The following is a 23,894-nucleotide window of genomic DNA, read 5'->3' as shown; positions in this document are numbered from 1 at the left end:
CGCCGGGCCCTAGTAGTCAATCCTGGAATCAAGCGTGTTCCAGGTGTTGAACGGCTGGAGGGCCGCCGGGGCCTGGGGGTCGCCCAGTTCCAGCTTGGCTACCGGCATCAGCGCGTCCCGGTTGTCGTTCTCGAAGTACTCGTAGAAGACTGCGTCGTCGAAGCCCACGGAGGCGGCGTCGTGACGGTCTGCAGCGAAGAACACGCGGTCCACGCGTGCCCAGAGTGCGGAGGCCAGGCACATGGGGCAAGGCTCGCAGCTGGTGTAGAGGGTTGCGCCGCTCAGATCGAAGGTTCCCAGTTCGCGGCAGGCGTTGCGGATGGCCGTAACTTCTGCGTGGGCGGTGGGATCGTTCGTGGCGGTTACGCGGTTGACGCCTTCGAAGGCTTGTCCATCCGCGGTAACAATGACGGCGCCGAAGGGGCCCCCACTGTTCAGGACATTGGCCGTTGCCAGCTCAATGGATGTGGCCAGGAATTGCTCGGCCGTGACGGTTGTACTCATGTTGCGACTTCCTTAGTGCTGTGGAAGCCGGGTGACCTGTTCGGGGGCGCTGCAAAAAACAGCTCCAGTTAGCTTGGTTACCAGGCTTCAGCATGTGCGATGAAGGTTAAGTTGCGCCTGGTAGATAGCTTCCCGAGGTCCGGGTGCCCGCCTTTGGCAGTAAGAGCGTAGCACCAGATTTGTGAGCCGCGCCATAGTTTTTTGAAAACTTTATTTCGTCATGCGAAATTACGAATCCAGCGTGCCTGACTGGTCGTTGGCGCGCCAATGTGACCGGGGACCTTTCCCACGGGCGTTGACTGCCGCCGTCGGGCGCTTTTACGCTTGGTGGACCGGCGCCGCGTTGGCGGGCCGGTTCCTGGATCAGCAGACAGGGCCAAACTGAGCTGGAACGCATTCATGCCGACCAGACAAGGAGCCCTCCGTGCTTTGGATCAAAAACCCTTTGGGTATCTTCACCGCAAACAACCTCGACGCCGGCAACGGCCTGGTGGTTTCCGACTCCGGAACGATCGTTGAGCTGGTGCCGTCCGGCGCCCGCCCGTCCATGCCCTGCACCGAATTTGATGCATCAGGCCACGTGGTGCTGCCGGGCCTGATCAACACACACCACCACTTCTACCAAACCCTCACCCGTGCCTGGGGACCCGTGGCCAACGTCCCCCTGTTCCCGTGGTTGCAGAATCTCTACCCCGTCTGGGCGCGGCTCACTCCCCGGAGCCTGGAACTCGCTGTCCAGGTGGCGTTGGCGGAACTTTTGTTGTCCGGCTGCACCACGGCCGCGGACCACCACTATCTCTTTCCCGACGGCATGGACGACGCCATCGACATTGAGGTGGCCGCCGTACGCTCCATGGGCATGCGGGCCACCTTGACGCGCGGCTCCATGACGTTGGGAGAGGACGACGGCGGGCTGCCGCCCAGGACCACGGTCCAGTCACCTGAAACAATCCTCGAGGACAGCGAACGGCTCATCCGCACCTATCACGAAGCCGGTCCTGGGGCCTCTGTGCAGATCGCGCTGGCACCTTGCTCGCCCTTCTCGGTGACGAAGGAAATCATGGCCGAATCCGCCGCCATGGCCGAGCGCTACGACGTCCGGTTGCACACGCACCTCGCGGAAACCATCGACGAGGAAGACTTCTGCCGGTCCATGTTCGGCCTCCGGACCGTCGATTACCTGGAATCCGTTGGCTGGCTGGGATCCCGTACCTGGCTTGGACACGGCATCCACTTCAACGACGAGGAGATCGCCAGGCTGGGAGCTGCGGGCACCGCCGTCGCGCATTGCCCCACCTCCAACATGCGGTTGGCATCCGGTACCGCACGCGTCCTGGAACTCGAGGATGCCGGCGTTCCCGTGGGCCTGGGCGTGGACGGCTCCGCCTCCAACGATGCGTCCAACATGATCCTCGAGGCACGGCAAGCCCTGTACTTGCAGCGGCTCCGCTATGGCGCCTCGGTTCCCGTATCCCGGGCACTGGGCTGGGCTACCCGTGGGTCCGCCGCCGTTCTTGGACGTTCGGACATTGGGCAGCTGGCTCCGGGTTTGCAGGCTGACCTGGCCCTGTTCAAGCTGGATTCACTGCGCTTCTCCGGAAGCCACGATCCCGTGGCAGCCCTGTTGCTCTGCGGCGCGGATCGGGCCGATCGCGTGATGGTGGGCGGTTCATGGCGTGTGGTGGACGGGGCGATTCCCGATCTCGATGTTGCTGGGCTGATCGCGGAGCACTCGGCCGCGGCACGGAAGTTGGTGGCGGGGTAGGTTTTCCCCGTTCGTCTCGGTGGCGCGAAAACGCCGGAACGCGCCCCTTTCGTAGGGAACGTTCCGGCGTTTTGGCACCTTTCCAGCGCTTTCGCGGGTTGGTTAGGTCGCGTCGATCTCCAGCTTCGACGCGGCTTCGCTAGATCGCGATCCTGTAGATGTGGTGGGTGTACTCGTTAGCGAAGGAATCCGTGAACTTGCCGTTTTGGATGGTGATAGTGCGGTTCTCGCCCACAACCTCAACCTGCGTTCCCGTAATACCTGACGGGAGGGTGAAGGTCTTGGAGCCTGTGCTGCCATTCAGCCCGATGCCGGCAAACAAGTAGGCGTTGCCGTCCTTGGCCTTCAGCATGGTGTCAGCGCCCGCAGCGCCCGCGTTCCAGGCGTAACTCTGTGTATTCAGAACGGGTGCCAAGGACTGGATCCCGGCCAAGGCGGCCTTGATCTTCGCCTTACGATCCGCCGGAATATCAACCAGGCTATACGTCCCAAACTGGGGATCGTTGTTGTGCTGGAAGATGTTGATGCCGCGTGCCTCGTGAATGATGGCCGACCACATAGCGCCTTCCATCTGCTCAGGCGTGATGGTCCGGTCATTGTTGCTTTCCAGGAACGGACGGGCCGATTCCACAAACACCCAGTTCGGCTGGATGCCTGGGCTCGACTGGTAGACCCTCATCCGGTCCGCGACCCAGCCATATGCAGCGCTGCTCGCGGCCTTGGCCCCATCAGGCCACGACGGAGTCCGATCAGCCTCGAACTGAAGGTCGGCCCGGGTATAGAAGTACTGGTCGTTGCTGCTCGCATCCACAGCCGCCATGAAGTCATCCATCAATCCCGGCGCCCAATAGGTTCCGAAGATCCCCTTGCTGTAATTGGCGAAGGCCGGGCGGCCATCGTTCTTGGCGCGGATGTTGGCGACGAGTTGCTTCATGATTTCCAGGTTCTGCGAGGCTGAGACATTGCCGCAGCCCAGGCCCACCATCTCGCACTCGTCATCCGTGTCCCAGCCAACTACGCCGGGGTCCGTACCAACCTCGGACTGCTTCCACTCCCCGCCGGGAATGACCAGCATGCCGGTATCGGTGATGGACTTCATGGTTGAACCGTCGTGTTCGGCGTTGTGATAGACATTGACGCCGATGTCCTTGAGCTGTGCCGCGTGCCCGGGCTTTCCGTACCAAACACCGATGGGGAACAGGTTGGGATTATTCAGCTTCGCCGCACCCGGGAACTTGGCCCAATACGCCGGTCCGCCGTCCCACGGAATGCGGGCCAGGTTGGCGAGGCTGCCGTTGGATGGAGGCGTGGTGGGGGTCGGCGTGGGAGTAGCGGTCGGGGTCGGCGTGGCACTCGGCGTCGGCGTGGCCGTCGGGGTTGGGGTGGCCGTCGTCGTCGGCCGCGGGGTACTCGTCGGGCTGGCACTCGGCGTCGGCGTGGCTGTTGTCGTCGGCCGCGGGGTACTCGTCGGGCTGGCACTCGGCGTCGGCGTGGCTGTTGTCGTCGGCCGCGGCGTAGACGTCGGCGACGCACTCGGCGTAGGCGTGGCCGTCGTCGTCGGCCGCGGCGTAGACGTCGGCGACGCACTCGGCGTAGGCGTGGCCGTCGTCGTCGGCCGCGGGGTGCTCGTCGGCGACGCACTCGGCGTCGGCGTGGCCGTCGTCGTCGGTCCTGGTGGTGCAGTGGTTGCACTGGGGCTTTCGGTGGGCGGTGGCGTGCCGGGATCCGTGCATCCTGCAAGAGCCAACGCGATCACCGCCCCCAGCGTGATGAGGGTGGGTTTCATGACATTGTTTTCCTTTGGGGAAGCAGCCTGCATGCTGCTGCTGGGCGGCGCCAGACCCCCAGTCCGGCTCTTTGTATCCACCTGCCAGGGCAGGGATTGTCAGCCGGAAATCCCAGGTTCCGGCATAGCCCGATGACGAGCGTCAGTCATTGCTCGACCTGCTGCGATGCGACGCGTGCGGACGAACGCCCGGCGCCATCGAGCCAGCAAGTGCGGCCCAATCAAAGGGGCCACGGCGACCTTTAAGACCCGAAGGGTGGCCGTTTGCCCAGCTTACGCGAAGCCCTCAGGCTCCTGCCGATTGTTACGTGGATCACATTCGCCCCATTTCGATGGTTCGCTGCCATACATGCCATAGGCACGGCACGGCTCGCAGCGAGGCATCGAAGTGGATTTCTCCACATAGGACAACACCCGGGTTCTGATCCACCCTGATCCGGCCGAGGCTCTTTTCATGGCAAACAATGACCCGAAACCGCTTCCCAATGACATCAACCTATGGCGGACCAGCGAACTCCACGCCGACGGCTTCAACGACAGGACAATAGCCTCGCTGGTTCGCGGCGGCACACTAGTGAGGCTCCGCCGAGGTTGTTACATACGGGCCAGCGTATGGAATGCACAAAAACCATGGGTGCGCAGCCGCCAGTTGATTGCGGCCCATGCCCACGGGACACTGACGACGTCGGAACGGGGCTTTGTCTACAGCCACACCTCTGCCGCTCGCCTCCACGGCCTGTTCCTGTGGGACGTAAATGATCGAGTGCACATCACTACTCCAGGTACCGCATCCAGCACTTCCCATGGCCGGGACGTTGTTGCACACGCTCGAATCCTGGATTCAGATGAGGTAGCGATGATGGGCGGCCTACCCTGCACTTCCTTGGAAAAAACCGTTGTGGACTGCTGCCTGATGTTGAATGACAAGCAGTGCCTCGTGCTGATGGACCACGCACTCCGACTTGGCGCGGACCCCGAAAAGATCCGACAAGCGTGCGTGCTCTTAAGGGGACGCAATGGAGTGCAAAGCCTCAGGAGGGCGTTGGACAGCGCCGATGCCCGGTCCGAATCTCCTGGCGAGACGCTGACGCGCGAGTTGATTCAACGACTACGGATTGATCTCCCCGAACTCCAGGTCGAGGCCATCACTCCAGAGGGACTTCATCGGATGGATTTCGCATGGCGCAAGAGGATGCTGGCACTGGAGTTCGACGGCAAAGTGAAGTACTTCGACTACGCACCAACTGCAGAGGTGATCTACAAAGAGCGCCAACGGGAGAAGGCACTGATGGAGATCGGCTGGAGGTTTATCCGCATCAAATGGCGGGACCTGTTCAACGAGCATGAGTTCAAGACGCGACTGCTGCGGGCCCTCAAGTGACAGGAACACCTCGGCAGGCACTCCCGATTCGATGCTTCACTGCGCAACATGCCGTTCGCACGGCACTCCACGCAGCGAGGCATCGAAACGGCCGACGGTGAGGTGGGCGCGGACGACGGCACGGGTGGGCGGGGCAGCGTGGTGGCGGAGGGGCGGGGCGCGGGGTGGGCGCGGGCGGGGTGGCCGACGGCGGAGGGGCGGGGTGGTGGCGGAGGGGCGGGGGCGGGTGGTGGCGGAGGCACAACAAAGCGGGCGGCACCTCCCCAGGTGCCGCCCGCCTCGTTGGCTCTGTTGCGCAGAGTCCGCGCCCCGTCAATGCAGGAATCAGGGGCGCTGCCGACCGAAGACTGGGAGCGCCCGCAGCCAGCGGGAGAATCCGCCGGCCTTGCGATCGCAGTCGGCCGGAATGTAAAAGTCCGGATCGGTAGCACCGAAGGGCAGGTACAGTTCCTGGCCCGGCGCCGGGAATTCCACGACGTTGTTCGTATCCTTCGAGTCCATCTGTTCCTCCTCTTTCCAGTGCTCGCATGCTTCAAAGTTCCGCATATTGGAAACTTTCTTTTGTTATGTGAAAAGTCTAGGAGAAGCCGAAAGCAAGCGTCAAGACCCACTTTCACTCCCGAGAAGTTGCCCCGGTCACATTTGGCTGCTTCATAACGATCCCCCGGAAGCCGTATACACATCCCCAAACCATGCGCTACTCTCGAATGAGTTCGTGGCGTAGGTCACGTAACCTGAGAGCAGCAGGCAGGGTCGTAATGAGCTGGCATCCATGGATGCCGGCTCTTTTTTGTTGGGGTCGGCTCCACCAGAAACGCAGTGGAAACACGCGCTTAATTTCATTGATGGAACGTAGTTTCCACCGCATAGAAGTTGGGATATGACCATGAGCAACAACATCGTCCTCGGCGAAAACCAGTACGGCAAAGCAGAAGTCCGCGTCGTCAAGGTCACCCGGGATACGGACCGCCACCAGATCGAAGACCTCAACGTCACCTCGCAGCTCCGTGGTGACTTCGAGGCAGCCCACCTCGAGGGCGACAACGGCCACGTCGTTGCCACCGACACCCAGAAGAACACCGTCTACGCCTTCGCCCGTGAAGGTGTGGGCTCCCCTGAGGCCTTCCTGCTGCGCCTCGCCAACCACTTCACCGGCGAGTTCTCATGGGTTACCGGCGGACGCTGGGAAGCTGAGTCCTACAGCTGGGACCGCATCCAGGCCCACGGCGAAAGCCACGACCACAGCTTCGTCCGCAACGGGCAAGAGGTGCGCACCGCCGTCGTCGTCCGCGATGGCGCAACCACCCACATTGTTTCCGGCCTCAAGGACCTGACCGTCCTGAAGACCACGCAGTCCGGCTTTGTCGGCTACCCGCGCGACAAGTACACCACCCTCCCCGAGACCACGGACCGCATCCTCGCCACCGACGTATCCGCCCGCTGGCGCTACAACACCAACCTGGACGCCTCGGCCACGGACTTCAACAAGAGCTACGAGGACATCAAGGCCCTTCTTCTTGAGGGCTTCACGGAGAACTACTCGCACGCACTGCAGCAGACCCTCTTCGACATGGGCAAGAAGGTCCTCGAGGCACACAGCGAAGTTGCCGAGATCAAGTTCTCCATGCCGAACAAGCACCACTTCCTGGTTGACCTGGGCCCGTTCGGCCTGGACAACCCCAACGAGGTCTTCTACGCCGCGGACCGCCCGTACGGCCTCATCGAAGCAACCGTCCAGCGCGACAACACCACGGCCGCGCCCGTTGCCTGGAGCGGCATCGCCGGCTTCTGCTAAGCACCGCCCGGCTTAGGCCCGCGAAGCAACCGCGGGCCTGGCCACCCGGAGTTCGTGTGCAGGTTCCGCCAGAGGGACGCCCCCGCAACAGCGGAACCTGCACCCAAACCCGACCCCAAAACACCCACACTTTTGTTAGCCAGACACAGTTAGCCAGACGAAGGCGTCTGCCATGAACCCAGAAAGTCTGCCATGAACACCAAGAAGAAGTCCCGCCCCGCCAATACCACCGCCGCGCGTCCCGAGGACCAGCGGCTCTCGATCGGAAGCACCTTCGCTTACGGCTTCCAGCACGTTCTCACCATGTACGGCGGCATCATCGCTCCGCCACTGATCATTGGCGCGGCCGCGGGCATGTCCTCGCAGGACATCGGCCTCCTGATCGCAGCCTGCTTGTTCGTCGGCGGCCTGGCCACCATTCTCCAGACGGTCGGCATTCCGTGGTTCGGCTCGCAGCTCCCGCTGGTCCAGGGCGTCTCCTTCGCCGGCGTTTCCACGATGGTGGCGATCGTGCAGGGCGGCGGTGGTATCCAGGCGGTCTTTGGCTCGGTGATCGTGGCCTCGCTGATCGGCCTGGCCATCACTCCCCTGTTCTCGAAGATCATCAAGTTCTTCCCACCGGTGGTTACCGGCACGGTGATTACCACCATTGGCCTGACCCTCATGCCGGTTGCGGCCAACTGGGCCATGGGCGGCAACGCCAAGGCTGACAACTACGGCAGCATGGCCAACATCGGCCTCGCGGCACTGACCATGGGCGTCGTCCTGCTGCTGAGCAAGATCGGCAACGCCGCCATCTCCCGCCTTTCGATCCTGCTGGCCATGGTCATTGGCACGGTCATCGCAACCGTCACCGGCATGGCCGACTTCTCCAAGGTTGGCCAGGGCGACATCGTGGCCTTCCCCACCCCGTTCGCTTTCGGTGCTCCCACGTTCGAAGTCGCCGCGATCATCTCCATGCTGATCGTCATCCTGGTGACGCTGACGGAGACCTCAGCTGACATCATCGCCGTGGGCGAGATCGTGGACACCAAGGTTGACTCCCGCCGCATCGGCAACGGCCTGCGCGCCGACATGCTCTCCAGCGCCATCTCCCCGCTCTTCAACTCTTTCACGCAGAGCGCCTTCGCCCAGAACGTCGGGCTCGTTGCCATCACGGGCATCAAGAGCCGCTTCGTGGTCAGCGCCGGCGGCCTCATCCTGGTTGTCCTGGGCCTCCTGCCGATCCTCGGCCGAGTCGTCGCAGCGGTTCCGACGCCCGTCCTGGGCGGTGCCGGCGTTGTGCTCTTCGGTACGGTTGCCGCCAGCGGTATCCGCACCCTCGCGAAGGTCGAATACAAGAACAACATGAACCTGATCATCGTGGCTGCCTCGATCGGCTTCGGCATGATCCCGATTGCTGCCCCGAAGTTCTACGACCAGTTCCCGTCCTGGTTCTCCACGATCTTCCACTCCGGCATCAGCTCGGCCGCGGTCATGGCGATCATCCTGAACATCCTGTTCAACCACTTCAAAGCCGGCAACTCGGACAACCAGTCGGTGTTCGTGGCAGGCACGGAGCGCGTGGTCACACCCGAGGACGTCAAGTGCCTGGAACATGGCGACCGCTTCGAGAACGGCAAGCTGATCGACGCCGAAGGCAACGAGGTCCCGCTCAAGAGCACCTCGTCCTCAGAGCACTAGCACCCTCCCGCACGCGACAGGCGGCAGTGTTTTCCTTGGGGGACACTGCCGCCTTTCGTCGGCTTAGCCGCGCCTTTGGGCAAAACGTACGACGGCGGCAGGCGCCACCGGGACCTGGTCGCCGATAGGCTCGGCTCATGACTGAGCTGCCGTGCTTCCGTTCACTGGCCCTTAGCAAAATCCCCGCGCCTGACTATGCGGACGTTTGCCTGGCCGCTCTTCCCGACGGCGCCGGCACGGATCCAACCGAGTGGGCGGAGCGGTTGTTTGCCCTCGAGTCCATGCCGCGCTGGGTTGCTGGAGCAATGCGATTAAGGCAGGCGCTGGTTCCGCTGATCGGCATTCCGAAGGCCCCCAAGGACACCTTCAAGGTGAGCGAACAGTCCGGCGAAGAAGCCCTGATCTACGTCCAGGACAAGCACCTGAACTTCGCGGCCGCCGTCGGTGTTGATCCGGTGCGCCGGCTGATGAGGGTGACCACCGCCGTCGAGCTCAAGGGGTGGCGCGGAAAGCTGTACTTTGGCATCGTTCGGGCGGTACACCCGATCGTGGTGAATTCCATGCTGAAGAAGGCCACGCGCGCAGTACGCGCGCCGAGATAACAAAAGATGGCAATGTTCACGGGGAACATTGCCATCTTCTGCCAACTTGGCGCGGGTCAGTTCTGGTTGAGCTCCGCGGAGATTGCCATGGCGGCCTCCCGCAGCATCGGAACTGCGCGGTCGGCGAAGGTCTGGTCCACACGCGTGATCGGGCCGGAAACGGAGATCGCCGTGGGCGTGGGAGCGTTCGGCACGGCCATGGCGAAGCAACGTACGCCGAGCTCCTGCTCTTCCTCGTCAATGGAGTAGCCGCGTTCACGGATGAGCTTCAGGTCGGCCAGGAGCGAGTCGATGTCCCCGATGCTCTTGGCCGTCGGGGTGGGCATGCCGGTGCGGGCCACGATGCCGCGGACCACCTCGTCGTCGAGCTGCGCCAGGATGGCCTTGCCCACGCCGGTGTCATGGGTATGGGCGCGGCGGCCTACCTCGGTGAACATGCGCATGGAGTGCATGGACGGGACCTGCGCTACGTAGATCACCATGTCGGAATCGAGGACGGCCATGTTGGACGTTTCGCCAAGCCGCTCCACGAGGGTCTTCAGCTGGGGGCGGGCCACGGCACCAAGTTGCTTGCTGGCGGCCTCTCCCAAACGAATGAGACGGGGGCCCAGCGCGTACCGGCGGTTGGGGAGCTGGCGGATGTAGCCGAGCGCCACCAGGGTCCGCAAAAGGCGGTGGATGGTAGGCAAGGGCAGGTCGGTGGACGACGACAGCTCGCTGAGCGTGACATCCCCGCCTGCATCCGTGATCAGTTCCAGCAGTTCAAAGACGCGCTCAACGGACTGCACGCCTCCGGAGGCTTTTTCAGCCATTCCCTTGTCTCCAATGACTCAGATTCCGACAACTCTTATCCGCATCGTGAAAAGAATTGCTTAGAACACCCAAGATACAGCACGCCGGACACCTTCGCGACGACACCGAACATGACCGGGCAGGGGGTTGTGTTTCCACTTTGTAGATAATAATATCCATAATACGAAAACATTCAGTTTGGAACGGCGGCCCGGGAACGGGCCTAACAGGAGGAATTTCAATGGCGAATCCGAGCCCCGGTAACTCGATCACCCTGCGCGTCTCCGCGCCGTCGAGCTTCACCGCGACCAGCGAACTGGCAGCCGCGGTTGGTGCAGCCGGTGCAGCAATCACCGCACTGGACGTCACGGAATCCCACCACGAGACCATCGTCGTGGACGTCACCTGCAACACCACCGACGATGACCACGCCGCTCGCGTGAAGGACGCCCTGAACGCTCTTGACGGCGTCAAGGTCCAGCACGTCTCCGACCGCACCTTCCTGATGCACCTGGGCGGCAAGCTCGAGGTCGTCCCGAAAGTAGCCCTGCGCAACCGCGACGACCTGTCCCGCGCCTACACTCCCGGCGTCGCGCGTGTTTGCCTGGCGATCGCCGAAGACCCGGCGGCCGCCCGCAACCTGACGGTCAAGCGCAACACCATCGCCGTCCTCACCGACGGTTCCGCTGTCCTGGGCCTGGGCAACATTGGCCCCGCCGCAGCGCTTCCCGTCATGGAAGGCAAGGCCGCACTGTTCAAGCAGTTCGCCAACGTTGACGCCTGGCCGGTCTGCCTGGACACCCAGGACACCGAAGAGATCATCAAGATCGCCAAGGCCATGGCCCCCGTCTACGGCGGCATCAACCTCGAAGACATCGCGGCTCCCCGCTGCTTCGAGATCGAAAACCGCCTCCGCGAAGAACTCGACATCCCGGTCTTCCACGACGACCAGCACGGCACCGCGATCGTCACGCTCGCGGCCCTGGTCAACGCCCTCCGCGTGGTGGACAAGAAGCTCTCCGAGGTCAAGATCGTGGTCTCCGGCGTCGGAGCTGCCGGCTCCGCCATCATCCAGCTCCTCAAGGCACAGGGCGCACAGCACATCGTCGCCGCGGGTCGTTCCGGCGCCATCCACTCGGGTGAAAAGTACGACGACGAGCACCGCAGCTGGATCGCCGCGAACACCAACGAGGAAGGCTTCTCCGGCAGCCTCCACGACGCCCTCAAGGGAGCCGACGTGTTCATCGGCGTCAGCGCCCCGCACGTCATCGGCGAAGAGCAGGTTGCCTCCATGGCCGAGAACGCGATTGTGTTCGCCATGGCCAACCCGACTCCGGAAATCGACCCCGCCATCGCCTCCAAGCACGCAGCGGTTGTAGCTACCGGACGCAGCGACTTCCCCAACCAGATCAACAACGTTCTGGCCTTCCCGGGCTTCTTCCGCGGCCTGCTGGATGCCGGAGCCTCGGACATCACGCCGAACATGCTGGTGGCCGCAGCCGAGGCGATTGCCAACCGGGTAGCTGACGACGAGCTCAACGCGAGCTACATTATCCCCAGCGTCTTCGATCCCCACGTTGCCGGAGATGTGGCCGCCGCTGTTGCAGCTGCAGCCCACGCAAACGCAGCCAGCTAGCACCAGCGCACTATAGACAAAGGAATCCGCTCCCATGGCTATTACAGTCACTGATCCCCGGCCGATCGAACGCGCCGAGGAAATCCTCACCCCCAAAGCCTTGGCCTTTATCGAGGAACTGCACAAGCGCTTCGCCGGCACCCGCAACGAACTGCTCCAGGCCCGCAAGGCCAAACGGGACACCGTGGCGAAAACCAGCCGCCTCGATTTCCTCCCGGAAACCCAGGAAATCCGCGACGGCGACTGGAAAGTCGCCGAAGCACCGGCAGCCCTGCAGGACCGCCGCGTTGAAATGACCGGCCCGGCCACCCCGGCCAAGATGGCCATCAATGCGCTGAACTCCGGCGCGAAGGTATGGCTCGCAGACCTCGAAGACGCCTCCACCCCGACGTGGCCGAACGTCATCGACGCGATCCTCAACCTCCGCGACGCCGCCCAGGGAACCCTCGCCTACACCTCCCCCGAAGGCAAGGAATACCGCCTCCGCACGGACGCTCCCTTGGCCGTCGTCGTAGCCCGCCCCCGCGGCTGGCACATGGAGGAGAACCACCTCCTGATCGACGGCGAACCCACCGTCGGCGGCCTGGTGGACTTCGGACTGCACTTCTTCCACATCGCCAAGCAGCTGCTCCTGAACGGCCACGGCCCGTACTACTACCTGCCCAAGATGGAAAGCCACCTCGAGGCCCGCCTGTGGAACGACGTGTTCGTCTTCGCCCAGGACTACCTCGGCATCCCACAGGGCAGCATCCGCGCCACAGTCCTGATCGAGACCATCCCCGCCGCGTTCGAGATGGACGAGATCCTCTACGAACTCCGCGACCACGCCTCCGGCCTGAACGCCGGCCGCTGGGACTACCTCTTCAGCATCATCAAGTACTTCCGCGATGCCGGCGAAGAGTTCGTCCTCCCGGACCGTGCCACGGTTGCCATGACGGCGCCCTTCATGCGCGCCTACACCGAACTCCTGGTCAAGACCTGCCACAAGCGCGGCGCCTTCGCCATGGGTGGCATGGCCGCAGTGATCCCCAACCGCAAACAGCCCGACGTCACCGCCGCAGCGTTCGACAAGGTCCGCGCCGACAAGACCCGCGAAGCAAACGACGGCTTCGACGGTTCCTGGGTTGCCCACCCGGACCTGGTCTCCACCTGCCGCGAAGTGTTCGACTCCGTGCTCGGGGACCGCCCGAACCAGATCGACAAGCAGCGCCCCGAGGTAAACGTCACCGCCGAGCAGCTCATCGACGTCGCCTCCGCCGGCGGCACCGTCACCGAAGCCGGACTGCGCCTGAACCTCTACGTCGCCGTCGCCTACACCGGCGTCTGGATCTCCGGCAGCGGTGCGGTTGCCATCCACAACCTCATGGAAGACGCCGCAACCGCGGAAATCTCCCGCTCCCAGGTCTGGCAGCAGCTGCGCAACAAGTCGATCCTCGCGGACACCGGCAACACGGTGACCCGCGAACTGGTCAGCCGCATCCTCGGCGAAGAAACCGAACGCCTCCGCATCGAATTCGGCGACGAGAACTTCACCAAGTACTACGAGCCGGCGTCCAAGCTCATCGAGGACATCTGCCTCTCCGACGACTACACGGACTTCCTCACCACGCCCGCGTATGAGCTGGTGGGCTGAGATGGGTTCACTTTCGTCTTCCGATCTGGCCCACATCGAGTCACAGCTCGCCGCCACGGACCAGTTGCTTGACCGCAACTACCCCGGCGACGACGGCTCACGCCAGCCGATCCACACCGTCTATGTCCCGGCCGACCGCTTCACTGCTTCCTTTGCGGCCGAGTGGGGAGCCCAGGCGCTCGCGACGGCGGAGGCGCACGGTGGTCTCGAGAAGCTCGGTCAGCTTTTGGGCCAGGAGCCCGATCTTGCTGCCGCTGTCGCGGCCCGGGTTGCTGCCAAATTGCAGTCCGAGCCCATCGAGGACCTCCGCCTGGACTTCGAAGACGGCTACGGCGACCGCGGCGATGAGGCAGAAGATGCCGACGTCGTTGCTGCCGCCAAGGCCGTGTCTGCTGCGGTGGCTGCCGGAACGGCTCCGCCCTTCATCGGCATCCGCTTCAAGTGCTTTGAGGCCCCCACCCGGGCACGCGGTCTTCGCACGTTGGATTTGTTCGTCTCCACGCTCGCTGCTTCCGGGGAACTCCCGGCCGGGCTGATCCTGACCCTGCCGAAGGTCACCACGGTGGCGCAGGTGCAGGCCATGGATTACGCCGTCTCGCGGCTTGAAGAAGTTCACGGACTCCCGGCGGGACGGCTTCGCTTTGAGGTGCAGGTGGAAACCCCGCAGCTCATCCTCGGCGCCGACGGAACTTCCCCGGTGGCCCAGCTCCCCCACGTGGTTCCCGGCCGGATCAGCGCCCTGCACTACGGCACGTACGACTACAGCGCCTCATTGGGGATCTCCGCGGAATACCAGTCCATGGAACACCCCGTGGCCGACTTCGCCAAGGAAGTCATGCAACTGGCTGTCGCAGGCACGGGCATCCGCCTTTCCGACGGTTCCACCAACATCATCCCCGTGGGTGACGCGGTGGAAGACGCGTGGAAGCTGCATGGCCGCCTGGTACGCCGCTCCCTGGAAAACGGCTACTACCAGGGCTGGGATCTCCACGCCGCCCAGCTCCCCAGCCGTTTCTCGGCGTCGTACGCTTTCTACCGCGAAGGCCTGCCGGCCGCGGCGCTGCGACTGCGCAACTACGTCGAACGCACCGAAGGCGGCGTCATGGACGAGCCCGCCACCGCGCGTGCCCTTGCAGGCTTCGTCCTCCGCGGCGTCCAGTGCGGCGCAGTGGGGACCGACGAGGTCAAGGCGCTTGCCGGCGTCGAACTTTCCCAGCTGACCGCACTGGCGCACCCGCGGCTCGCACAACCAACTTCGCACTGATTAGGAGCACCGTATGGGCAACTACTACTACCCGCAGGGCGGGCTGCCGCCGCAGACCCACCTGACCACCGAACGGGCCATCGTCACCGAGGCCTACACCGTGATCCCCAAGGGCGTCCTCACGGACATCGTCACGAGCAACCTGCCGGGCTTCACCAACACGCGTTCGTGGATCATCGCGCGTCCGATTTCCGGCTTCGCCACCACGTTCTCGCAGCTGATCGTGGAGATCGCTCCGGGCGGCGGCGCTCCGAAGGCCGAGTTCGAGTCCGGCGTTGAAGGCGTGGTCTTCGTGACCAAGGGCAAGCTGAACCTGACCCTCGACGGCGAACTGCACCACCTCGAAGAGGGCGGCTACGCCTACCTCGCGGCCGGTGCCGAGTGGGGCGTGGAGAACGTCTCCGACGACATCGTGTCCTACCACTGGATCCGCAAGGCGTACGAGCGGCTCGAGGGCTACGAGGCCAAGTCCTTCGTGACCAACGAGAAGGACATTGAGCCCACGTCCATGCCGGACACCAACGACGTCTGGAAGACCACGCGTTTCACGGACTCCAGCGACCTTGCGCACGACATGCAGGTCAACATCGTCACGTTCCAGCCCGGCGGCGTGATTCCCTTCCCGGAAACCCACGTCATGGAGCACGGCCTGTACGTCCTTGAAGGCAAGGCCATGTACCTCCTCAACAACGACTGGGTTGAGGTTGAGGCCGGCGACTTCATGTGGCTGCGTGCGTTCTGCCCGCAGGCCTGCTACGCGGGTGGGCCGGGCGAGTTCCGGTACCTGCTGTACAAGGACATGAACCGCCAGGTGAAACTCACCTAATCTGCGCCGAAGTCGCCGGAACGCTGCCCTTTCGCAGGGAACGTTCCGGCGATTTCGTCGTTTTCGGGCGGTTTCGGCGCAGCTCAGCGGCGGCGTCGTCCTAGGGTGAAGCCGGACCAGAACGTCAGGGAAAGCAGGCCCAGCACAGCGATGAGCAGGCCGATCTGCGTTCCTTGGCTGACGAATGCCCCGCCGGATGGTTGAAAGACCGTGTCGCTGAGTGGAGCGTAGGCGAACCAACCGATGGGTTCGTCTTTCCCGTTCCACGCCACGATCAGCCCGGCTATCACGGCGATCAGCGCCAGCAAAGGCACGACGACGGCACGGACTTTGCGTGCAGGCTGCGGTGAGTTGTGTTCCCCAGGTGAGTTGTTGTCCCCCATGCGTGCAAGCCTAGCCCGCCCCGGTCCGCGTTGGAGCGCCGAAATCGCCGGAACACTGCCCCTTCGCAGGGAACCTTCCGGCGATTTCGTCGTTTTCCAGCGACTGCGGAGGCATGGGCCAACGGGACGGACGGAGGCGCGGGTCGAACGTTTACTTCGGGCCGCCGGCGATCCGGTACGACTCCTGGAGCAGCTCGGCGAGTTCACCGACGTCGATCTTGGTGAGGTGCACAAGGACAAGGTTCGGGGAACGGTCATGGTGGGGAGTCCAGAAGAACTTGTCCGGTTCCATGGCTGCCAGGGCTTCGCGTTCGTCGGTCTTGACCGTGACCACGCCGTCCTCCCAGATCCGGGCCATGAGGGTCTTGGCGAACCACGCGGGTTGCCCCCAACTGGGTCGCTCGGTAACCCCTGGCAGGCCAAGGCAGATCTTCCGGACGTCCTCTTCGGTGGCCATGGTTCACTGTGGCACCCACTTAGCGCCCAAACAAGGGACTACGCTGGGCACATGTTGACCATCGGCAGTACAGTCCTGGGCGTCAACGACCTCGCCCGTGCAACGGAGTTCTGGCTGGCGGCCCTGGGCTACGTACCCCGCGAGCCCGGCGATGACACGTGGGTGATCCTGGTGCCCGCCTCCGGTCCAGGCGCGCAGCTCGCCCTGATGTTCAGCGAAACCCCTGTCCAGGAACACCCCCGGATACACCTGGACCTATACGCGGATGACCAGGCCGCCGAGATTGAACGGCTTGTCTCCCTTGGCGCCGGGCACGTCGACTGGGACCTGTACCCTGAAGACCCCGACTTCGTGGTTCTGGAAGATCCCGACGGCAACCGCTTCTGCGTCATCGACCGGGCGCCGCGGTAGCACCGCCGTCGGGCACTTCGCGCTCGCGGGAGAGGTGCGAAAACCGATGCAAATTTCCGTGCGAACGGACCGGTTTCCAGCGAAGTCGCGTCCCACACGGCGCCGCAGGGAATCGGTAGAGTGCTCCCATGGATGAGAAAGCAACGTTGCTGAACTACCTCCGCACACGCCGGGCCGACCTGCTCGGCAAAGTGGAAGGCCTGAGCGAATACGATGCCCGCCGGCCCATGACTCCCACCGGGACCAACCTGCTGGGCTTGGTGAAGCACGTGGCCAGCGTGGAGTTGGGGTACTTCGGAGAGACCTTCGGGCGGCCCGACGGGAGGGAACTTCCGTGGTACGAGGCCACAGCCGAGCCCGACGCCGATATGTGGGTTCCGGCGGACGAAACCATGCAGAGCATCATCGAGTTGCACCACTTCTCTGCCAAGCACAGCGACGAAACCATTGAGTCCCTCCCCTTGGATGCACCCGGTGTGGTGCCGTGGTGGTCCGAGGAAAAGAAGAACGTGACCCTGCACCAGATCCTGGTGCACATGTGTGTGGAGACAGCCCGGCACGCAGGCCACGCCGACATCATCCGGGAACTCATCGACGGCCAGGCCGGCCAGCGACCGAACGATCCGAACATCCCGCCGCGGAACTCCGAGGAGCTCGCTGCCCACCGCTACCGGATCGAGGAGGCCGCGCTGCAGGCCGACCGCAGGCGCTGACAACAGCGCCGGGACCAGCCCCAGGACACCGCCGGCAAACCCTTCACAGCCAAGGGGCACCCTTCACAGCCCACGCATAAGCCCAGCAAACCTCCGGCGTAGCCTGCCTCCGTAAAAAGGAGGCATGACTCCTCCACAGACCGAACACCGAAAGGGCAGCCGGACCCGGCGCGCCGTCGTCTCCGCTGTCCTGGCGGTCACTCTCTCTGCGGGAGGTGCGGCTGCCTGGGCCCTGGACCGCTTCGTCATCCCGCACGCCCAAATCACCAACGCCTCCGCTTATGAGGCCAGCCAGGCCGGGACAACCACCACCTCGGACACAACAAACGAATCAGCCGTCGTCACCGACACCAGCTACACCCAAGGCGACACGGGCGTCACCATCTCCACGGTGACAACCGGCAGCGGCGACAGCACCGTGACCTACTACGTTGCCGATGTCGTCCTCAGCGACGCCACCACGCTGAAGTCGGCCTTCGCGCAGGACACCTTCGGCGAGAACATCACCGAGAACACCTCGGACATCGCCGCCGATAACAACGCGATCTTCGCCATCAACGGCGACTACTACGGCTTCCGGGACACGGGCATCGTGATCCGGAACGGTGTGGTGTACCGGGACGAGGGCGCGCGGCAGGGCCTCGCGTTCTACAAGGACGGCACCGTGAAGGTGTACGACGAGACCACCACCACGGCCGAACAACTCGTGGCCGACGGTGTGTGGAACACGCTCTCCTTCGGCCCGTCGTTGCTGGACAACGGCGAGATCGCCTCGGGCATCGAGGATGTGGAGGTGGACACCAACTTCGGCAACCACTCCATCCAGGGCGAGCAACCACGCACGGCTGTGGGTGTGATCGACGAGAACCATTTGGTGTTCGTCGTGGTAGACGGCCGCAGCCCGGGCTATTCCGCCGGCGTCACGATGACGGGCCTGGCCCAGATCATGAAGGACCTCGGCGCCACCACCGCGTACAACATCGACGGCGGCGGCTCCTCCACCATGTACTTCAACGGATCCCTGGTGAACAACCCGCTCGGTGAGAACAAAGAGCGCGGCACCTCGGACATCCTCTACATCGCCCAGTGACCATGATCATCCTGATACCGGCGTACGAGCCGGACCAGCAGCTCATCTCCTTGGTCAGCAACCTTAGGGACGCGGATCCGTGGATCACCATCGTGGTGGTTGACGACGGTTCCGGCCCCGCCTTCCAGGACGTGTTCGACGGCGTCACCCGGCTTGGGTGCCACGTCCTCAGTTATGCGGCAAACGGCGGAAAGGGCCACGCCCTCAAGAGCGGCTTCGCATTCATCGCGGACAGGTTCCCCGGCCATGACGTGGTCTGCGCCGACAGCGACGGCCAGCACGGAGTGGCCGACATCCTGGCTGTAGCGGACAGGGTGCGGAGCGTGACGGCCTCGATGGTGCTGGGCTGCCGCTCCTTCAGCGGCGATGTTCCGGCGCGGAGCAAGTTTGGCAATACGGTGACGCGGTGGCTGTTCAAGCTCGCAACGGGCCAAGGGATTCCTGATACCCAGACCGGGTTGAGGGGGTACCGAGCGGACATGATCCCTTGGTTGCTTACGGTCCGTGGGCAGCGCTACGAGTACGAACTCAACTTACTCCTTGAGGCCAAGCAGGCGGGCTACGGCATAGATACCGTGGAGATCGCCACGGTGTACCTGGACCACAACTCAGGCTCGCATTTCCGCCCCGTAGCGGACTCGGTCAGGATCTATGCACCTTTGCTGAAGTTCCTGGGCTCGTCGTTCTCTGCCTTCCTGGTGGACACCATCGTCTTCCTGATGCTGACGGCGCTCTCAGATTCCCTCCTGCTGGCCGTGGTTGGTGCCAGGGCCGTCAGCGCGGGCGTGAATTTCCTGGTGAACCGCAATCTGGTGTTTGAGCACGGCAAGGAGAAATCCCTGCGTTCGGCGATCTCCGGCTACGTGGCCTTGGTGCTCGTCCTGCTCACAGCCAACTACGCCATCATGTGGTCGCTGACGTCACTGGCCGTACCCGAGCTGCCCGCGAAGCTTGCCACGGAGCTGGCCCTCCTCGGTGTGAGCTATGCCGTCCAGCAGCGCTTCCTGTTCGCCGGCAGGGTCCGTGCTTCGCAGCCAGCCTCTTCGGGGGAAGATCCGGCGGAGGTGCTTACGGAGGCCGGGTATGGGCAGACGGGACCTACGCGTGGACACCCCAGGGCCGACGTCGAAAGTCATATCCCAGCCTTGGCCCCGGCACAGTTTCAGCACAGCAGCACCGGGAATCGTGGAAACCAGCCCACCAACAGATTCCGGAGAATCCGATGAACACCATCATCCTCATGGCAGCAGACCTCATTGCCATCACCATCCTCACCTTGGCCCTCTACCTGCGCCGGCACCGGCGGCGTGACCTGGTAGTTTCCTACCTCGGCATGAACGTGGGAGTCCTGGCAGTCGCCACGGCCCTCTCCGGATCCGCGGCCGGCGTTGGACTGGGGCTGGGACTCTTCGGTGTCCTCTCGATCATCCGGCTCAGGTCCACGGAACTGGCCCAGCACGAGGTGGCCTACTACTTCTCGGCGCTGGCCTTGGGTTTGATCGCCGGCATCGGAGTGGAGCCCCTGTGGCTGACGTTGTCCCTCATGGGCCTGGTGCTGCTGGTGATGTTCATCGGCGACAACCCTGCAGTCCTTCCCGCGTACCGCCACCAAACCGTGGTCCTGGACCGGGCCATCAACAATGAAACTGAACTCCATGCCCGGCTGGAGGAAGTCCTCAACGGCACGGTTCACTCGGCCACCATCCAGGAGCTGGACCTGGTCAATGACAAGACGATCGTGGATGTGCGCTACGCAGTCCGGGCACGGCGCTCCGTCCAGGCGAGCGCGCAGCTCGGCTTCGACCGGCCCGCGGGTGCACTGGCCCCGGCACCGCAGGAGCTTCCGGGCTCCGTGTTCCCGGGCTCTGCAGCACAGGCAGCCCAGCAAGCGGCACAGCCCCACCAGCAGGCGGCGCAGCAAGCCTGGCACTCCCAGCAGCAAACACCGCCGGCCCACCAGCAAGAGGCACAGCCCCACCAGCACACCGCGCAGCAAGCGGAGCAAGCCGAGCGCCACACCTCGGCAGGTGTCGCATGAGCCGCCCCGACGCAGCCCCCGTCATTCCGCACCTCAGCCAGCTTCCCGCCGTCGGGCTTGAAGAGCTGACAACCGAAGCCGCGCTGCTGACCCGGGTGGACCGCAAGTACCTGGTCCCCTCGGCGAGCGCCCGCCGGATCTTCGCCGGCTTCACCACCGAGGCACGCGTGCTGGAGATGGACGGCAGCCGGACGTTCGCCTACGACTCCGTCTACTTCGACACCCCGGAACTGGACAGCTACATGATGGCGGCGCATGGCAGGCGCCGGCGGTTCAAGGTCCGCACCCGAACGTACGTGGACAGCGCCGTGAGCTTCCTGGAAGTCAAGACCGAAGGAGCCCGCGAAGCCACCGTCAAGGAACGGATTCCCTACGAACCCTGCGACCGTGACCGGCTCACCGACGAAGGCCTGGCCTATGTGAACGAAACCCTGGCCGCGGCGATCGGGGACGTGGAGTTCGGCCCCATGGAGCCCGTGCTGTCCACCGCCTACCACCGCACCACGCTGTACCTGCCGGACTCGGGCAGCCGCGCGACGATCGATACCGATGTCACGTGGCAGCGTCCCGACGGCCAACCGTGGGTGCTGGACAACGCCGTGGTGGTGGAGACGAAGTCCGGCTCAGCCCCCGGGCCGCTGGACAGGCATTTGTGGGCACATGGTGTCCGCCCCTGCCGGATCTCCAAGTTCGCCACGGGCATGGCAGCCCTCCACCCCGAGCTGCCGGCCAACCGCTGGAACCAGACCCTACGACGCCGCCTGCCCCTGCGGCCCGCCAACTGACCTCTACCCCTCCCACCCTTAGGAAGACACCATGCGCTCCCTCCGTACCTACCTTTCCGTTGCCGCCGTCGCCCTCGCTGTTTCGCTGGCAGGCTGCTCCACCGCCACGACAACAGGCACCACTACGTCCACGGGCACCACTTCAACCCAGCAAGTAGTCAACGCCTCCACCATCTCCGAGGACACCCACTTCGACAGCGACGACCTCACGTGGGACACCGCGTCGGAAGTGGCCATCAGCCTGTCCGACGGCGGCAGCAAAGTGACGTCGTCAAACACCAGTGGGGTGGCATTGGACGGCAACACTGTGACCATCAGCGCCGCCGGGACCTACCGCCTGAGCGGCTCGCTGACGGACGGAAAGATCGTGGTGGCCGCCGGTGACTCGGATACGGTGCGGATTATTCTCGACGGCGTGGAGCTGGGTAACTCCACCGGCTCGCCTTTCGTGGTCCAGAGCGCCGATGAGGCCATTGTGTATCTGCAGGACGGCACCTCCAACACGCTCACGGACGCTTCCACGTACGCCGACCAAGGTGACGACGCACCCAATGCCGCCCTCTATTCCATGGCCGACCTGACCATTGCCGGCCCCGGCTCGCTCAGCGTCAACGGAAAGTACAAGGACGGCATCGTCTCCAAGGACGGACTGGTCCTGGCCTCGGGGAACGTCACCGTGAACGCCGCCGACGACGGTATCCGCGGCAAGGACTACACGGCCCTGCTGGATGGCACCTACACCGTGACGGCGGGCGACGATGGCGTGAAATCGGACAACGACACGGACGAAGGCCGCGGCTGGCTGCTGGTGAGCGGTGGATCGTTGACCGTCAATGCCGGCGACGACGGCGTCAAGGCGTACAACACACTCACTGTTTCCGGTGGGACTGTCACGGTGGCCACATCCGAGGAGGGGCTTGAAGCGCAGCACATCGTGGTCTCCGGCGGCGACACCACCATCACGTCCAACGACGACGGCGTGAACGCAGCGGGCGGTTCGTCCTCCACTTCCGCTGATACGGGCATGGGCGGACCGGGCGGCGGCATGGGCGGCGGCTCTCAGGAGGCCGGCGACTACACCGTGGACGTCTCCGGCGGAACCTTGACCATCAACTCCGAGGGCGACGGCCTGGACTCCAACGGCAGCGCCACCATCTCCGGCGGAACCATCGTGGTGAACGGTCCCACGAATAACGGCAACGGCGCGCTGGACGTGAACGGAGACCTCACCGTCACTGGTGGAACGGTTGCCGCGGCCGGCAGCGCGGGCATGGCCGTGACCCCGGGAACCACGTCCACCCAGTCCGGCGTGCAGCTGACCTTCAACTCCTCCGTTGCGGCCGGGACCCCGATCCACCTTGTGGATTCCTCCGGCAAGGTGGTGGCAACGTTCGTGACCACCAAGACCATCGCGTCCCTGGTCTACTCCTCCTCCGCCATCAGTGACGGCCAGACGTACACGGTGTACACGGGAGGCAGTGCTGACGCCAAGGCCGGGCTGACCACAGGTTCCATCGACGGCGCCGAGTCCATGGGGACCGTTGCCGCCGGGCAGTACACCCAGGCTCAGGGCCCTGGAGGCCGGCGGTAAGTCTCAAGTAGATACGTCCCCGGGCGCACGAAGAACAGCGCCCGACGGCGGTACGCACGTGCCGCCGTCGGGCCCCACAAACTTGATGGGAAATTGAGCCAAACGGACCTGTTCCTTGATGTTGCGGCGTGACTCTGGTTTCAGGCGAAGCACCCATACCTGGGGGTTTCGGCAACGAATAACCAGCAGGACACAACGACGTGGGGGAAGAAATGGAACAGGCAGAAGCTCCAACGGATGTGAGGGCCGTGAAAGGCATCATCCAGGACCAGCATCCCGTGGATTTCCACGCACTGGGTGTGGCGGGATGCATCGACCGGCTGGCCGAACCACTCCGGCGCTCCGGGGTTGAGGTCCACTGGGACATCCCCCACCACGGCATCGAGATCTCTTCGGCCTCCGCGGGACTGCTCTACCACGTGGCCCAAGAGACTTTCAGCAACACCCTCAACTACGCCGATGCCAGCCAACTCACCATCCGGCTCAACGCGGTTTACCACGGCATCCAGCTCACGGTCTCGGACGACGGTACTGGCTTCGAGATCCACGCGGCCCCCAGCGGACGGCGTCACGGCTTTGGCCTCCTGCTCATGTCCCTTGCGGTTCACGACGCCGGCGGGACAGTCGACATCGAATCGGAGCTTGGGCGCGGCACCAGTGTGAGCGTGACGCTGCCGCTGGATTGAGTCCTTATTGGGACCTTGTTTGGCCACCCCAACCATGGATCGATGGCCGGACCGGACGTATTCTGTAGCTACT

At 64.0% G+C, this 23,894-nt stretch carries 23 protein-coding genes and 1 pseudogene; 18 read left to right on the top strand and 6 right to left on the bottom strand.

Translation table 11 applies throughout. The features are described from left to right. Positions 1 to 9: 9 nt before the first annotated feature. On the bottom strand, positions 10 to 504 hold the full coding sequence (locus ACIQT2_RS08885) for a nucleoside deaminase (protein ID WP_400336310.1): 495 nt from the start codon (positions 502 to 504) through the stop codon (positions 10 to 12). Positions 505 to 928: 424 nt separating this feature from the next. Here ACIQT2_RS08885 and ACIQT2_RS08880 point away from each other — a divergent pair, with 424 nt between their 5' ends. Next, positions 929 to 2,269 carry an 8-oxoguanine deaminase gene (locus ACIQT2_RS08880; protein ID WP_402945611.1) on the top strand — a complete coding sequence of 447 codons (1,341 nt, stop codon included), beginning with the start codon at positions 929 to 931 and terminating at the stop codon, positions 2,267 to 2,269. Positions 2,270 to 2,408: 139 nt separating this feature from the next. Here the strand turns inward: ACIQT2_RS08880 and ACIQT2_RS08875 are convergent, their stop codons facing one another. Continuing rightward, positions 2,409 to 3,368, bottom strand: coding sequence for a hypothetical protein (locus ACIQT2_RS08875; RefSeq protein WP_402945609.1), 960 nt, complete (start codon positions 3,366 to 3,368; stop codon positions 2,409 to 2,411). A gap of 103 nt (positions 3,369 to 3,471) precedes the next feature. On the opposite strand from ACIQT2_RS08875, the gene ACIQT2_RS08870 reads away from it, so the two are divergent. Together ACIQT2_RS08870 and ACIQT2_RS08865 are read left to right on the top strand one after the other, a co-directional pair. Then, on the top strand, positions 3,472 to 4,191 hold the full coding sequence (locus ACIQT2_RS08870; RefSeq protein ID WP_402945607.1) for a hypothetical protein: 720 nt from the start codon (positions 3,472 to 3,474) through the stop codon (positions 4,189 to 4,191). A gap of 318 nt (positions 4,192 to 4,509) precedes the next feature. Next, a complete protein-coding gene (locus tag ACIQT2_RS08865; RefSeq protein ID WP_402945604.1) occupies positions 4,510 to 5,436 on the top strand; it encodes a hypothetical protein in 927 nt (308 codons plus the stop codon). Positions 5,437 to 5,760: 324 nt separating this feature from the next. On the opposite strand, the gene ACIQT2_RS08860 is transcribed toward ACIQT2_RS08865, so the two are convergent. Continuing rightward, a complete protein-coding gene (locus tag ACIQT2_RS08860) occupies positions 5,761 to 5,937 on the bottom strand; it encodes a hypothetical protein (RefSeq protein ID WP_014922716.1) in 177 nt (58 codons plus the stop codon). A gap of 379 nt (positions 5,938 to 6,316) precedes the next feature. Between ACIQT2_RS08860 and pucL the strand changes: the two genes are divergently transcribed. From pucL to ACIQT2_RS08845, 3 genes are all read left to right on the top strand, one after another. Continuing rightward, positions 6,317 to 7,231, top strand: coding sequence for a factor-independent urate hydroxylase (pucL, locus tag ACIQT2_RS08855; RefSeq protein ID WP_397323343.1), 915 nt, complete (start codon positions 6,317 to 6,319; stop codon positions 7,229 to 7,231). Between the two features lie 192 nt (positions 7,232 to 7,423). Then, the gene (locus tag ACIQT2_RS08850) at positions 7,424 to 8,914 is read left to right on the top strand and encodes a nucleobase:cation symporter-2 family protein (protein ID WP_400336318.1); all 1,491 of its coding nucleotides are present in this window, start codon (positions 7,424 to 7,426) and stop codon (positions 8,912 to 8,914) included. 137 nt (positions 8,915 to 9,051) lie between these two features. Next, entirely contained in the window at positions 9,052 to 9,516 is a 465-nt protein-coding gene (locus ACIQT2_RS08845) for a DUF2867 domain-containing protein (RefSeq protein ID WP_402945602.1), read from the top strand. A 56-nt stretch (positions 9,517 to 9,572) separates the two neighbouring features. Here the strand turns inward: ACIQT2_RS08845 and ACIQT2_RS08840 are convergent, their stop codons facing one another. Beyond that, positions 9,573 to 10,328: an IclR family transcriptional regulator gene (locus ACIQT2_RS08840; protein ID WP_400336322.1), complete on the bottom strand. Its 756-nt coding sequence runs from the start codon at positions 10,326 to 10,328 to the stop codon at positions 9,573 to 9,575. A 221-nt stretch (positions 10,329 to 10,549) separates the two neighbouring features. On the opposite strand from ACIQT2_RS08840, the gene ACIQT2_RS08835 reads away from it, so the two are divergent. Genes ACIQT2_RS08835 through ACIQT2_RS08820 form a run of 4 tightly spaced genes read left to right on the top strand, consistent with a single transcriptional unit; the run spans position 10,550 to position 15,667 of the window. Beyond that, positions 10,550 to 11,944, top strand: coding sequence for an NAD-dependent malic enzyme (locus ACIQT2_RS08835; protein WP_397323347.1), 1,395 nt, complete (start codon positions 10,550 to 10,552; stop codon positions 11,942 to 11,944). Positions 11,945 to 11,978: 34 nt separating this feature from the next. After that, the gene (gene aceB, locus ACIQT2_RS08830) at positions 11,979 to 13,577 is read left to right on the top strand and encodes a malate synthase A (RefSeq protein WP_402945598.1); all 1,599 of its coding nucleotides are present in this window, start codon (positions 11,979 to 11,981) and stop codon (positions 13,575 to 13,577) included. 1 nt (position 13,578) lies between these two features. Further along, positions 13,579 to 14,841, top strand: a complete 1,263-nt coding sequence (locus tag ACIQT2_RS08825) for a DUF6986 family protein (protein ID WP_397323349.1) — start codon at positions 13,579 to 13,581, stop codon at positions 14,839 to 14,841. Positions 14,842 to 14,854: 13 nt separating this feature from the next. Then, positions 14,855 to 15,667, top strand: a complete 813-nt coding sequence (locus tag ACIQT2_RS08820) for a bifunctional allantoicase/(S)-ureidoglycine aminohydrolase (protein WP_397323350.1) — start codon at positions 14,855 to 14,857, stop codon at positions 15,665 to 15,667. Positions 15,668 to 15,750: 83 nt separating this feature from the next. Here ACIQT2_RS08820 and ACIQT2_RS08815 read toward each other — a convergent pair whose 3' ends face one another. Both ACIQT2_RS08815 and ACIQT2_RS08810 read right to left on the bottom strand, forming a co-directional pair. Beyond that, positions 15,751 to 16,050 (bottom strand): hypothetical protein, encoded by a 300-nt coding sequence (locus ACIQT2_RS08815; protein ID WP_402945595.1) that lies wholly within the window; start codon positions 16,048 to 16,050, stop codon positions 15,751 to 15,753. Between the two features lie 151 nt (positions 16,051 to 16,201). After that, a complete protein-coding gene (locus tag ACIQT2_RS08810; protein ID WP_397323354.1) occupies positions 16,202 to 16,507 on the bottom strand; it encodes an MmcQ/YjbR family DNA-binding protein in 306 nt (101 codons plus the stop codon). Between the two features lie 51 nt (positions 16,508 to 16,558). Here ACIQT2_RS08810 and ACIQT2_RS08805 point away from each other — a divergent pair, with 51 nt between their 5' ends. From ACIQT2_RS08805 to ACIQT2_RS08770, 8 genes and pseudogenes are all read left to right on the top strand, one after another. Next, positions 16,559 to 16,918 (top strand): VOC family protein, encoded by a 360-nt coding sequence (locus ACIQT2_RS08805; protein WP_402945592.1) that lies wholly within the window; start codon positions 16,559 to 16,561, stop codon positions 16,916 to 16,918. A gap of 128 nt (positions 16,919 to 17,046) precedes the next feature. Next, positions 17,047 to 17,631 carry a DinB family protein gene (locus ACIQT2_RS08800; RefSeq protein WP_402945589.1) on the top strand — a complete coding sequence of 195 codons (585 nt, stop codon included), beginning with the start codon at positions 17,047 to 17,049 and terminating at the stop codon, positions 17,629 to 17,631. 124 nt (positions 17,632 to 17,755) lie between these two features. Then, a complete protein-coding gene (locus tag ACIQT2_RS08795; RefSeq protein WP_402945586.1) occupies positions 17,756 to 18,721 on the top strand; it encodes a phosphodiester glycosidase family protein in 966 nt (321 codons plus the stop codon). 2 nt (positions 18,722 to 18,723) lie between these two features. Then, on the top strand, positions 18,724 to 19,947 hold the full coding sequence (locus tag ACIQT2_RS08790; protein ID WP_402945654.1) for a GtrA family protein: 1,224 nt from the start codon (positions 18,724 to 18,726) through the stop codon (positions 19,945 to 19,947). Beyond that, positions 19,944 to 20,582, top strand: a pseudogene (locus tag ACIQT2_RS08785) (DUF4956 domain-containing protein); the annotation flags it as partial. The gene ACIQT2_RS08790 and the pseudogene ACIQT2_RS08785, both read left to right, overlap by 4 nt. A 173-nt stretch (positions 20,583 to 20,755) precedes the next feature. Continuing rightward, positions 20,756 to 21,544, top strand: coding sequence for a polyphosphate polymerase domain-containing protein (locus ACIQT2_RS08780; RefSeq protein ID WP_400336340.1), 789 nt, complete (start codon positions 20,756 to 20,758; stop codon positions 21,542 to 21,544). A gap of 31 nt (positions 21,545 to 21,575) precedes the next feature. Then, on the top strand, positions 21,576 to 23,135 hold the full coding sequence (locus ACIQT2_RS08775; RefSeq protein ID WP_402945583.1) for a carbohydrate-binding domain-containing protein: 1,560 nt from the start codon (positions 21,576 to 21,578) through the stop codon (positions 23,133 to 23,135). A 212-nt stretch (positions 23,136 to 23,347) separates the two neighbouring features. Further along, positions 23,348 to 23,821 carry a sensor histidine kinase gene (locus ACIQT2_RS08770; protein WP_402945581.1) on the top strand — a complete coding sequence of 158 codons (474 nt, stop codon included), beginning with the start codon at positions 23,348 to 23,350 and terminating at the stop codon, positions 23,819 to 23,821. Positions 23,822 to 23,894: the final 73 nt, after the last annotated feature.

This window comes from Paenarthrobacter sp. NPDC090522 (assembly GCF_044769225.1).
Taxonomy (GTDB): domain Bacteria; phylum Actinomycetota; class Actinomycetes; order Actinomycetales; family Micrococcaceae; genus Arthrobacter.
This window is presented reverse-complemented; position numbering and strand designations above follow the sequence as displayed.